This is a genomic window from Flavobacterium sp. IB48 (assembly GCF_016405855.1).
Taxonomy (GTDB): domain Bacteria; phylum Bacteroidota; class Bacteroidia; order Flavobacteriales; family Flavobacteriaceae; genus Flavobacterium; species Flavobacterium ginsengisoli.
In genome coordinates this window covers 773,873-788,566 of record NZ_JAEFCA010000002.1, presented here as the reverse complement: position 1 = coordinate 788,566, position 14,694 = coordinate 773,873, and the positions used below count along the sequence as shown (strand labels likewise).

At 37.7% G+C, this 14,694-nt stretch carries 3 protein-coding genes; all 3 read left to right on the top strand.

What is annotated here, in order from left to right; genetic code table 11:
- The first annotated feature begins 552 nt into the window (after nucleotides 1-552).
- From JC605_RS10410 to JC605_RS10400, 3 genes are read left to right on the top strand one after another with little or no spacing between them, the layout of a single operon-like run.
- On the top strand, nucleotides 553-11,652 hold the full coding sequence (locus tag JC605_RS10410; RefSeq protein WP_198856108.1) for a gliding motility-associated C-terminal domain-containing protein: 11,100 nt from the start codon (nucleotides 553-555) through the stop codon (nucleotides 11,650-11,652).
- Nucleotides 11,653-11,699: 47 nt separating this feature from the next.
- The gene (locus JC605_RS10405; RefSeq protein ID WP_198856107.1) at nucleotides 11,700-12,632 is read left to right on the top strand and encodes a type IX secretion system membrane protein PorP/SprF; all 933 of its coding nucleotides are present in this window, start codon (nucleotides 11,700-11,702) and stop codon (nucleotides 12,630-12,632) included.
- Between the two features lie 11 nt (nucleotides 12,633-12,643).
- Entirely contained in the window at nucleotides 12,644-14,581 is a 1,938-nt protein-coding gene (locus JC605_RS10400) for an OmpA family protein (RefSeq protein ID WP_198856106.1), read from the top strand.
- The last annotated feature ends 113 nt before the right edge of the window (nucleotides 14,582-14,694 follow it).

The following is a 14,694-nucleotide window of genomic DNA, read 5'->3' as shown; positions in this document are numbered from 1 at the left end:
ACTACATTTCAACGATAAATTTAATCGTTACTCAATATTTAATTTCTTTTTTAAAGGTTTACATTTTAGTTTGCTGTCTTATTATTTTCCTATTCGAAGGGTTGTTTATAAGGAGCAAAAATTTTATTGAATATAACCAGATTCAAAATCGACTTTTTTAGTACGATAATTTTAAGGACGGACTAATCAACTTTCTTAAATAAATGAATTGACTATATATAGAGAGAATCCCCAGTTCTATTTCAACTAAAAATTTTCATTATGAAAATTAGACCTGCAACAAATCACTCCTCAGGGAAATTGATTATAATCATTTTTTCCTACAAAAAACGGAACTTATTTTGTCTCTCGGAGATAGAATTTGTTCTCTGGTATATTTTGGTATACCGAATTCAACATAATTTTTTTTAATAAAACAAAGTTTTTAAGCTCATTATAGGGCTGACTATTTTTTGTTTTAACTGTTTCATTTTTAATTGATTGTTTAATTGCGTAGGTGCTTGCACTTACTGCGAGAGGTGTTTTATTGTCCATTTTCTAATCTTCCAAATTATGAAAAAAAAATTTACTTTTTGTAGTCTCAATCCTCAAATGAGATTATTAGGACTTTTAACTTTATTCTTAGTATGCACTAATGCATTCTCTCAGACTATTTGTAGACCAGTGTCTCAAACAAATAGTACGGGAGGAGGACTTTTGTGTATAGGAGTAGATGTTAATAGTCCCGCCAATGCTTTTGATAGCGCTGGCTTATCCACTTATGCAACCTTATCAAATGGTGTTGCAGTGGCTGGGTGTTTTGCAGAAGAAACAATGACTTTAAACCAAACGGCCCGAGCCGGTGATCAAGTTGCAATATACTTTGGTACCGGGAACGGATTGCTTGATTTAACTTTGTTATCAAATGCAACGGTTCAAGCTAAAAATTCTGGAGCTAATGTAGGTTCAAGTGTAGCTTTAAACAGTCCGCTTTTAAATTTAAACTTATTAAGCGGTAATACTGTTGCGGTTGCCAAATTTCCTATTACAGGTGATACCAACCAGATTCAAATTCAAGTTGGAGGTGGTTTGGTAGCTCTTTTAGCAACCTTGAGAGTTTACGATGTTAGGCTTGAATTTGCGCAACCAACTGTATCTGGTGGTTTATCACAGACTATTTGTGCGGGAGTTCCAACAACTCTTACAGCAACACCAGCTGTGGGTACTACGCTAGCTTGGTATAGTTCTGAATTTTCAACAACTGCTTTGGCAGTAGGAAATACTTATACGACTCCTGCCTTAACAGCAAATACGACATATTATATAGGAATAACTAGAGCTGCAGGTTGCGAAGGAAATGTTCGTGTGCCTGTGGTTTTGAATGTTTCTAATCCAATAATTCCAGCAGTTAGTAATGTTGGAACAACGGTTTGTTCGACAGGTGCAACTCAGCAAACGACTTTATCGGTTGTAAATGCTGCCCCTGGAACAACTTACAACTGGTACTCTTCAGCAACTGGTGGTCCTGCTTTAGCTAGCGGAACTACTTACTCTCCAACAGTACCTTTAGGAACGACTCAATTCTTTGTGGAGGCTGCTATTGGCAGTTGTGTTAGTTCACGTACTTCGGTTAGTGTCACTTCTACAGCGATACCTGCTACACCTACAATTCTTACACAAAGTGTAACGATACAATCTGGCCAAAATGCAACTTTAAGCGCCACAGGAGATGTGGGAACACAATTAAATTGGTACGAAACTGCAACTGGCGGAACAGCTGTTGCAACGAATACATCAACTTTTACTACACCAATTTTAACGGCTACCAAAACCTACTATGTTGAAGCGCAAAGTGCTAACGGAAATTGTGTTAGCGCAACGAGAGTTCCTGTTACAGTTACGGTTCAGCCTGCAGCATTAGGAGGATGTCTTGAAGCTAGCAGTCAAGTAACTAGTCAAGTCGGGATATGTTTATTGTGTAGTGCAACTAATTTGAGTAATTCTGTAGATGGTAATCCTGGAACTGCAGCAAGTTTAAGTGTTCCAGTTGGAGTTGCTGCATCAATTCAGCAAACATTACAATTTACTAATCCAGGGAAAGCGGGCGATATTGTTGATGTCGATTTGGAATTACCTGGAGGTCTCGCTGATCTCTCTTTATTAGGAGCTGTGAGCTTGGCAACTTATAATGGTACAATATATAATAATGATAGAGTAGCCATAACAAATCCTTTAATTAATTTACAATTATTGTCAGGAAATCGCTTTAGAGCAAGTGTAACTGCAGGAGCTAATTTTGATCGCGTAGAGATTCGATTGGGAGCTGTGGCAACAGTTTTGTCTACATTAAATATTTATCAGGCAACATATCGTTACAAAGCACCAGTTGTTACAGGAAATACGGCTATTTGTAGCGGAACAACAACAACATTAACTGCAGCACTTGCAGTGGGTGAAACAGTTAAGTGGTATAATGTTGCTACAGGTGGTACTTCTTTAGCCTCTACAGCTGCATTTACAACACCAGCTTTAACTGCACCAACGACTTATTATCTTGAGGTTACAAGAAACGGTTGTGTAAATAGCGTAAGATCTTCGGTTCAAGTATTAATTGATAACCCTGTTTTACCTACTATTACAGCATCGCCTTCAACTATTTGCAGTGGGCAATCCACAACATTATCCGTAGATGCTCCAGTTGCAGGTACTGATTATAATTGGTACGATGCTCCAACAGGCGGCAATTTAGTATTTACAGGAACTACGTTTACAACACCAGCTTTAACTGCAGATGTTACATACCATGTTGAAGCAGTTATTGGCAGTTGTTCGACTACAACGCGTACTGCTGTGCCACTGACAGTTAATCCTTTGCCAGCAACACCTACTTTTGCATCTTCAGATGTTCTTATTCAGTCAGGGCAAACAGTTACCTTGCAGGTTCAAAATCCAGTTGGAGGTGTTCGATACAATTGGTATGATGCAGCAACAGGAGGTGCTTCTGTAGCTTTTAATACAACTAGCTTTACTCCGAGTCCAGCTTTAATTGCTAACAAAACTTATTATGTTGAAGCTTCGAATGTGTTAACAGATTGCGCAAACCCAGTTAGAGGAATTATAAATGTTACTGTAATCAATGCAATAAGCAACTGTCTTAGAGCCAATTCTCAAGTGGTAACAAAAGGCGGTTTAACGGGCTGTTTATCATGTGGTTCGGTGAATGACGGAAATTCTATTGATAGTGACAACACTACAGCAGCTACGCTTTCAGTGCCTTTAGGCGTAGTTGATTATATTCAACAGACATTGACTTTTACTTCTTCAGGACAAGCAGGTGATATTATTGATGTGGAATTAGGTATTCCTACAGGATTACTTGATATTAGCGCACTTTCTAATATTAGCTTAGAAAGTTTTAATGGAGGGAATCCAAATGGTGATCAGACTAATATTAGCTCATTATTAAATGTACAGCTTTTAGGAGGTAATCGTTTTAGAGCAAGTCTTGTTGCGGCTGGAGCATTTACAAGTGTTCAGGTTCGCTTAACAGGACTATTAACTGCACTTTCTTCTTTAGATATATATGATGCTTCTTACAGATTTGCAAATGCTACCATTACAGGAGCAGCAACGCCAATCTGTGCAGGACAGACAGCTTCGTTGTCAGCTTCGTCAACAGGGGGAGAAACTTTTGTTTGGTATGACGCTTCTACAGGAGGCAATATTGTAAGTGTAGCTCCAACAGCTCCATTAACAACAACAACGACATACTATTTAGAAGCTACACGTGGAGGAACTTGTGTAAACAGTTTACGTCAAGCAGTTACTGTTAATGTATTGCCAATTCCAACAGGTGCAAACATTAATATTGCTACTCCTATTGAAGCAACTTGTGCAGGAGCGGCAGTAATAGCTCCTACAACAACAATTGCTGGAGCTACATTTAAATATTATACAGATCAGACTAAAGCTCAAGAAATTGTAAATGGAACTACAATTGGAACCGCAACTTTTGCTAAAGATGCTAATGGAGTACTTACGATTTCAGGTTTAACTGGTACTACGCACAATTATTATATCTCTGCAGTAAATGGCGGTACGTGTGAAAATGGTACTGGAGATTTGAAGTTAGTGACTGTTAACTTGCCTTCAGTCACACCTTTGACTGTTATTCCTACGCCACTGCAAGCTTGTGGTAGTGCTAATTTGGCTAATGCAATTACTAATTTTGATTCAACTGTTACTTATACTTTTTATGATCCTTCAAATAATGTAATGACAGCCGACGCTGCTGCAAATGTAACAGTAAGTGGTACTTATTCTATACAAGCACAGAGTACTACAAGCACTTGTCCGTCAGCGAAACAGTCTGTTACGGTAACAATTAATCAAGTGCCAACTTTAGTGGTGACCAATCCGCAAGAATCTGTAAATGTTGGAACTGATGTTGCCTTAAATGCTACTTCTACAGGAACTGTTACATGGTTTAATCCACAAGGAGTTGCCCTTACAGGTCCTCCGTTTACAACTGGCCCGTTGAACGTTCCAGGAGTTTATACTTATACTGCTGTTGCGACTATTGGAACTTGTACTACAACTGCAACTAAGATAATCAATGTGATTGATCTTACAAGCTGTCAAAATTTAACAGAACGAGTTTATGCTACAGCACAAACTAAAGGTTCTATAATTACAGGGGATGTTACAAATGGACCAAATGCAGTCGATGGAAACCCTCAGACATTTTCAACAATTACGACAGGTTTAGGGCTTTTAGGTGTTGGGACAACATGGCAAAATCTAACTTGGCCTTCTACTATAGCTAAAGGTACTCCAGTTACAGTTAAATTAGGTTCTGAATATAGTTTATTGGCTGTTGGTCAGAATTTATCAGTAGTGGGGACAAAAAATGGCAATCTTATTGGGGCAATGCAGCCAGTATCAGGATCATTATTAAACTTAATCTCAGGAGATAATACTTATGAGTTTACATTTGTTCCTTCAGATGCATCTGGTCCACAAGATTATGATGGTATTCGTATTGTATCTTCTTCAGTTTTAAGTGTTGCTCAAAGTACAAAAGTCTTTGATGCTCATTATAATAAACCAGTTACCTCTGTAACTTGTACTCCAGGAGATATTCAGGATATTTTTTACGGTGCAACAGATATAAACCTTCCTGTGGGCGCAGCAACTGCTTTAATAGGAGTAAGTGATGCTTGGAATGTTGCTGATAATGACGTAACAACTTTTGCTACAATGTATAGTGGAGTTGGGGTTGCGGCAGCTGCAGATTTGACGGTGCAATTTAAAACACCTTCTGTTCTTAGTGATACATTACGAATTGTAGTTTCTAAACCTGGTGCTCTTTTAACGGTTAATCTACTTACAGGATTCTCAGTTCAACGTTATTTAGGAAATGTAGCGGTTGGTGCTCCAATCCAAAATACGAGTCAATTATTAAGTATAAAGCTATTGCCAGGAAATTCTTTGGCAATGGTATTGGTATCTTCTCCAACAGAAATTTACGATAGAGTTAGAATTCGTTTAGGTGGTGTCGTAGGAGTGTTAGATTTCTTAAGAGTTCATACTGTAGAAAGAACAGCCAATACAACTGTCATTGGAGCAGATCCTCAAAATAAGATTACGGTCTGTCCAGGAACCGATATTACGCTCCAGATACCTGAAGTGGATTGTTCTACTTATCGATGGTACGATGCACAGACAGGTGGAAACTTAGTTGCAAGCGGGCCAACTTTCACAGTGCCGGATAATTTAACTGCAGGTATTTACAGATATTACGTGCAGCCAGTACGTTATGGCTGTGAAAGTTATGCAAGAGGAGAAGTTACTGTTGAAGTAAAAGGTACTGCTCCAGTAAATGCTTTGGCTAATATTACATTAAATGGAGGAACTGCAACTTCAATTTGTTCAGCTTCAGGATCTGTAACTTTAGCAACGGGTTTAACAGGAACACCTGCTTTAACGAATCCTGTTTATCATTGGTATAAATTAAATGGTTCAACAACTGACTTAGTTACAGGTGAAACAACTGCTCAGTTGATAGTTAATGGATTAATTCCAGGAACTTATACTTATTTTGTTGGAGTGAGTTCAGATGAATTGTGTGAAACTGCAGCTGCAGATAGAAAACAAATCACATTTACAATTTTACCTCCATCAACAGTAAACGATATTTTAGTAGATGATGTAACGGTTTGTCCAGGCTTATCAGCATCATTAACTCCAACAGCACCTACATTATCAAGCCCTTTATTTACTTGGTATTTAGATGCAAATAAAACACAGCCTATTACAAATGGAGCTGTTATAGCGGGAGTTACTTATACAATAAATGCTGCAGGTATTTTGACTGCCGCAGGTTTGACAAAAGCAGTAAGTCCAATAACATATTATGTTGCTGTGTCAAGCACTAATACTTGCGAAAATTTAGCAGGAACATTGCAACATGCAGCAATTATAGTTAGTGACCCAAATACACCAACAACGACAAATATGACTCAGAATTTCTGTTTGTCTAGTGCATCGACGGTTGCTAATATCCAAGTGAATGAAAGTAATGTAATTTGGTATGATGCAGCTACAGGAGGAAATGCATTTGCATCAACAGATCTATTAACAAGCAGAATCTACTATGGAGCCGCTACAGATGCACTAACAAGTTGCGAAAGTTCAGTAAGATTGGCAGTTACAGTAAATGTAAACGATCCAGGAACTCCAACATTAGTGACAGCAGGAACGCAAAATTTCTGTACAGCTAATGCGCCAACATTTGCTAGCGTTCAGTTTAATGAATCGAATATTGTTTGGTACACGGCTTTAACAGGCGGAACATTGATTCCTTCTACGACGGCTTTAACCACCGGTACATATTATGCGGCTATTAAGGACGCGACTACAAACTGCGAAAGCAATACAAGACTTCCAGTTGCAGTCAATGTTACCGATCCGGCAACTCCAACAACTACACAAAGCACTCAGAATTTCTGTCTGTCTTCTGCTTCAACAGTTGCCAATATCCAAGTGAATGAAAGCAATGTGGTTTGGTACGATGCGGATACAGGAGGAAACCTTTTTGCATCAACGGATGCATTGGTAAGCAGAATCTACTATGGAGCAATTAAAGATCCAATTACAGACTGCGAGAGTTCAGTGAGATTAGAAGTTACAGTAATTGTAAACGATCCTGGAACTCCAACATTAGTGACTGCGGGAACACAAAACTTCTGTACAGTTAACGCGCCAACTTTTGCAAGCATTCAGTTTAATGAATCGAATATTGTATGGTATACAGCTGCAACAGGCGGAACATTAATAGCTCCGACAACAGCTTTAACCAGCGGTACATATTATGCGGCAATTAATGATCTTACAACAAACTGCGAAAGCGCTACAAGACTTCCAGTTGATGTAATTGTGACTGATCCTGCAACGCCAACAACGACAGATACTACTCAGGATTTCTGTCTGTCTGCTGCTGCAACAGTTGCCAATATTCAAGTAAATGAAAACAATGTGGTTTGGTATGACGCGGCTACAGGAGGAACAGCATTTGCTTCAACAGATCTATTAACAGACAGAATCTACTATGGTGCAATTAAAGATCCGGTTACAGACTGTGAGAGTTTAGTGAGATTGGCAGTGACAGTAAACTTAAACGATCCAGGAACGCCGACTTTAGTTACAACTGGAACGCAAAATTTCTGTACAGTTAATGCGCCAACATTTGCAAGTGTTCAGTTTAATGAATTGAATATTGTATGGTATACAGCTCTAACAGGCGGAACATTGATTTCATCTGCTACGGCTTTAACCAGCGGTACATATTATGCTGCAATTAAAGATCTTACAACAAACTGCGAAAGTGCGACAAGACTTCCAGTTGATATTATTGTAACAGATCCAGCAACGCCAACAACTACACAGAGTACTCAGAATTTCTGTCTATCTGCTGCTGTAACAGTTGCCAATATCCAAGTGAATGAAAGCAATGTAGTTTGGTATGATGCAGCTACAGGAGGAACAGCATTTGCTTCAACAGATGCATTAACAGGCAGAATCTACTATGGCGCAATTAAAGATCCGGTTACAGACTGCGAGAGTTCAGTGAGATTGGTGGTTACAGTAAATGTAAACGATCCAGGAACTCCAACATTAGTGACTGCAGGAGTACAGAATTTCTGTACAGTTAATGCGCCAACATTTGCTAGCGTTCAGTTTAATGAGGCGAATATTGTTTGGTACACTGCTTTAACGGGCGGAACATTGATTCCTTCTACGACGGCTTTAACCACTGGTACATATTATGCGGCTATTAAAGACGCGGCTACAAACTGCGAAAGTGCTACAAGACTTCCAGTTGCAGTCAATGTTACAGATCCTGCAACTCCAACAACTACACAAAGCACTCAGAATTTCTGTCTGTCTGCTGCACCAACAGTTGCCAATATCCAGGTGAATGAAAGCAATGTGGTTTGGTACGATGCGGCTACGGCAGGAAACCTTTTTGCATCAACAGATGCATTGGTAAGCAGAATCTATTATGGAGCAGTAAAAGATCCAGTTACAGGATGCGAGAGTTCAGTGAGATTGGCAGTTACAGTAATTGTAAACGATCCGGGAACTCCAACATTAGTGACTGCAGGAACACAAAACTTCTGTACAGTTAACGCGCCAACTTTTGCAAGCATTCAGTTTAATGAATCGAATATTGTATGGTATACAGCTGCAACAGGCGGAACATTAATAGCTCCGACAACAGCTTTAACCAGCGGTACATATTATGCGGCAATTAATGATCTTACAACAAACTGCGAAAGCGCTACAAGACTTCCAGTTGATGTAATTGTGACTGATCCCGCAACGCCAACAACGACAGATACTACTCAGGATTTCTGTCTGTCTGCTGCTGCAACAGTTGCCAATATCCAAGTGAATGAAAGCAATGTGGTTTGGTATGACGCGGCTACAGGAGGAACAGCATTTGCTACAACAGATCTATTAACAGGCAGAATCTACTATGGTGCAATTAAAGATCCGGTTACAGACTGTGAGAGTCTAGTGAGATTGGCAGTGACAGTAAACTTAAACGATCCAGGAACGCCGACTTTAGTTACAACTGGAACACAAAACTTCTGTAAGGTTAATGGACCTACTTTTGCAAGTGTTCAGTTTAATGAATCGAATATTGTATGGTATACAGCTCTAACAGGCGGAACATTGATTTCTTCTGCTACGGCTTTAACCAGCGGTACATATTATGCTGCAATTAAAGATCTTACAACAAACTGCGAAAGTGCAAGAAGACTTCCAGTTGATATTATTGTAACAGATCCAGCAACGCCAACAACTACACAGAGTACTCAGAATTTCTGTCTATCTGCTGCTGCAACAGTTGCCAATATCCAAGTGAATGAAAGCAATGTAGTTTGGTATGATGCAGCTACAGGAGGAACAGCATTTGCTTCAACAGATGCATTAACAGGCAGAATCTACTATGGTGCAATTAAAGATCCGGTTACAGACTGCGAAAGTTCAGTAAGATTGGCGGTTACAGTAAATGTAAACGATCCGGGAACTCCAACATTGGTGACAGCGGGAACGCAAAATTTCTGTACAGTTAATGCGCCAACATTTGCAAGCGTTCAGTTTAATGAATCGAATATTGTTTGGTACACGGCTTTAACAGGCGGAACATTGATTCCTTCTACGACGGCTTTAACCACTGGTACATATTATGCGGCTATTAAAGACGCGGCTACAAACTGCGAAAGTGCTACAAGACTTCCAGTTGCAGTCAATGTTACTGATCCTGCAACGCCAACGACAAATGCTGCAGCGCAGACTTTCTGTACGGGAACAAATCCAACAGTTGCCAATATTCAAGTGAATGAAAGCAATGTAGTTTGGTATGCTACACAAACTGGAGGAACGGCTTTTGCTTCAACAGATGCATTAACTACAAGAACTTATTTTGGAGCAATAAAAGATCCAACAACAGGATGTGAAAGCAGTGTAAGATTACAAGTAGCTGTAACAGTTGGTAATACATTAAATCCAACAACAAATAATACAGCACAAACTTTCTGTTCTGTAAATGGGCCAACTGTTGAAAGTATACAAGTTAACGAAAGCAATGTAACATGGTTTACTGCTGCAACAGGAGGAACGGCAATACTAGCAGGGACATTACTTGCTTCTGGAATTTATTACGGAAATATTGTTGATCCGTCTGGTTGTGAAAGCTCAACTCGTTTACAGGTAACGGTTACAGTAAACAATCCAAGTTCAACACCAACTACAAATGATACAACTCAAAACTTCTGTACATTAAATTCGCCAACAGTTGCAAATATCCAAGTTAACGAAGCAAATGTTGTGTGGTATAGTACAGCGACAGGCGGAACAGCACTTCCACCAACAACAGCTTTAGCAACAGGTACTTACTATGGTGCAGTTTCAAGCGTTAATGGTTGTGAGAATCCTGTAAGATTAGCAGTAATTGTAAATGTGAATTCTCCAAGTGTAATAACAACACCAAGAACAACGCAAACATTCTGTTTATCTGCTATACCAACTTTAGCGAATATTTTTGTAAATGAAGCAAATGTAGTTTGGTATGCCTCTGCGACTGGAGGAACACCATTAGCAAATACTACTCAGCTTACTGCGACAACTTATTATGCGGGAGCATTGGCTAACACGTTTAATGGCTGTGATAACGGACCGAGATTAGGTGTTACAATTGCATTCGAAAACGATGCTGCAGTTCAAATCACATCTACAGATGATACTCCATGTGTTTTCAAAGGTGTAACTTATTCAATTGCAAATGGTAAGTCTAATTACGTATGGACGATTAACGGTGGTACAATTGTTTCAGGTGGAGGTACAAACGACGGATCTGTAACAGTTTCTTGGTCAGATATTGGTCCTGGAACAGTAACGGTAGCTTATGTTAATAATTGTGACGAAAGAACAATTAAGACTTTAAATGTTACTGTTGCTAGTTGTTCAGATTTAACAATTACTCACACTGTAGATAATCCAACTCCGAATTTTGGAGATCAGGTAACATTTACAATAACGGTAAATAATGTGGGCGAAGGCGATTTTATAAATACGATCGTTAGTGATTTACTTCCAAGTGGTCTGCAATTAGTAAGTTCATCTGCAACAGCAGGAACATACGATCCAGCAACACAGGTTTGGACAATTCCATCATTAAATGCTGGACAAAGTGTAGTACTAACAGTGGTTGCAGAAGTGTTGCCAAGCGGAAACTATACAAGTGTCGCAAACATCGAAATTTCGACTCCTTTAGATGTTGATACATCAAACAACTCAGCTTCAGTAACATTAGTGCCAATTTGTTTGACAGTTTACAATGAGTTTACTCCGAATAATGATGGTAAAAATGATTTGTTCAGAATTGATTGTATCGAGTCTCATCCAAATAACGAACTTAAAGTGTTTAATAGATATGGAGCGTTAGTGTATAGTAAAACACACTATGAGAATGATTGGGATGGTACAGCAAATGTATCCGGAGTTGTTAATAGAGGAGATATGTTGCCAACAGGTACTTATTTTTATGTGATAACCATTGGAGATGGAACGGTTAAAAAAGGCTGGTTATCTATTATGAGATAATCCACTTCTATTAATCATCTAATTAATTAAACTAAATAAGTATCGTTATGAAACTATATATAAAATCATTAGAAACGTATTTAATTTTAATATGTTCTTTTATCACGGTTTGTGCTTCGGCACAACAAGATCCGGAATATACCCAGTATATGTATAATACTATGGCGGTAAACCCAGCTTATGCTGGGTCTACCGGAACCATAGAAGCAGCTCTTTTATATCGTTCTCAATGGGTAGGAATGCCAGGTGCGCCAGAAACACAATCTTTCTCGATTCATTCTCCTCTTAGAAATGAAAAATTAGGATTAGGTTTGAGTGTTGTTAATGATAAAATTGGACCTTCCAACGAATTGTATCTTGATGGAAATTTCTCTTATTCAATCCCTCTTGGGTATGAAAAAAGATTGGCTTTTGGTATAAAAGCTGGTACGAGAGTCTTAAACATCGATTGGTCCAAAGGAAGATACTATGATGATGACGACGTTTTGTTAAATCAGAACATTAACAATCAGATGAAATTAGCAGTAGGGGCAGGTGTTTACTATTACACACAAAAATGGTATGTGGGATTCTCTATTCCAAGTTTTATTCAGAATGATTACTATGACGATGTAAAAGAATCTATAGATTATGATCGTTTGCACTACTATTTAATGGGAGGTTATGTTTTTGATTTGAATCCAAATTTGAAATTTAAACCAGCATTTTTAGTTAAAGCAGTCAGCGGAGCACCACTTACCGCAGATATATCAGCAAATTTCATGATTCAGGAAAAGTTTGTTATAGGAGGAGCATATCGAACAGATGATTCGATAAGCATATTGGCAGGTTTTCAAATATCACCAAGTTTCTATCTTGGATATGCTTTTGATTATACTGTAAGCCAATTGAACAAATACAATGATGGTTCGCATGAATTCATCTTGCGTTATCAATTTGTGAAAAACCAAAGCAAAATTAAATCTCCTCGATTCTTCTAAAAACAAAACTTATGAGAAAACTATATATCCTATGTTTAATTTTGAGCGTTACATTTAGTTTCGCTCAAAAAACTAATTTGAAGAAAGCTGATGCTTTGTTTAGAAACTTCTCGTACTTAGATGCCTCAAAAGCTTACGAAGAATGTTTGCAAAATATAAAAGATCCATCAGCACAGACTTTGAAGAATGCGGCAGATTCCTATTATTTTATTTCTGATTCTAGAAACGCCCTTAAATGGTATAGAAAATTGTATGAAGTTCAAGGAAATAATCTTACTGATATTTATTACCTACGCTATATTCAATCTATGAAAGCCGTTATGGATTATGACGAAGCCGATAAAATCACAAAAGAATATTTAGATAAAAAAGGTGATAAAGCAGAGATTAATAGATACGTTGCCCAAAAAAAATACATGGACAGCGTTGCAAAAGCAAAACCTCTTTATACGATTAAAAATCTTGATATTAATACTAGCAAATCAGATTTTGGAGCCACATTTTTTAAAGACAATATAGTATTTACATCTGCCAGAGACACGACAAAGTTCAGCGAAAAATTGTATACTTGGAACAATCAGCCTTTTCTTAATTTGTACGTTGCTGAGAGAAATCCGGCAGATGGAAGTTTATTTAACGAAACAGTTTTTATTCCAAACGTCATGACTAAATACCATGAGGCAACAGCTAGTTTTGATAGCGAAGGAAAAACAATGTATTATTCAACCAATATTGTTAAGAAAAACAAACTAGTCGTTGATGAAGCAAAAGTCAATAATTTTCAAATTATCAAAGGATCAATTGTTAACAATAAACTAGAAAATCCGCAGAAAGTATTTTTTGACAGCAACGATTACTCTGTTGGACATCCTGCATTAAGCGAAGATGGACAATTTCTCTTCTTTGCTTCAGATATGCCAGGAGGACAAGGCGAAACCGATCTTTATATGGTAAAAATCGCAGCAGATGGTACAATGAGTTCGCCTCAGAATCTAGGAACAAATATTAACACTATTGGTAATGAGGTTTTTCCATTCTTCCAAAACGGAGTCTTATATTTTTCTTCTGATGGACATTATGGATGGGGAGATTTGGATGTTTACGAAAGTAAACTTCTGCCAGATGGAACTTTTTCTACACCAAAAAACCTTGGAGCACCTATAAATAGTAATAAAGACGACTTTTCTTTTATAATTGATAAGACAGATTCTTACGGCTATTTTTCTTCAAATAGAGAGGGAGGAAAAGGTGATGATGACATTTATTCTTTTGTAAAAGGAAAACCTGTTTGCAATCAAAGTATTTCTGGAATGGCTATAGATCACAAAACGAAAAAGCCTTTAACAGATGTTACAATAATGGCTTACAATTCTTTTAGCGAAATTTTAGGTGAAACCAAAACAAATTTTGATGGAAAATATGCTATCGAAGTGCCTTGCAACAAAGTTGTCAAAATGATTGCGGCAAAACCAAATTACAGCAGTGACGATAAAACTGTAGAAACCACTTCAGAAAATGGGGGCGAAATAAAAGATGTAAATTTTGAATTGAGCAATTATGATGATTTGGTTGTTAAAAAACAAGGAGTTGAAAAAGTCGATGTAAATCCAATTTATTTTGATTATAACAAGTACAATATCACTCCAAAAGCAGTTGAAGAATTGTCTAAAGTTGTCTTTGTCATGCAGAAATTTCCAAACATTAGAATCAAAATTGAATCTCATACAGATTCACGCGGAAAAGATGCTTATAATTTAAAACTTTCAGACAATAGAGCAAAATCAACTCGTGATTATATTCTTTCGCAAGGTATAGATGCCTCTAGAATCGAAAGCGCAATTGGGTATGGAGAAACTCGATTAGTCAATAGATGTAAAAATGGTGTAAAATGTTCTGAAGAAGAGCATGCGCAAAATAGACGTTCAGATTTTATCATTATTCAAAAATAATTTTATATTTTCGCTGTAAAGTATTGATTTTCAGTTTAAAATATAAAACGTCGAAACCATTTGGAAGTTGGTTTTTTAAATTCTTTTTTAAGAATAATGGACAAGGAGAGAAT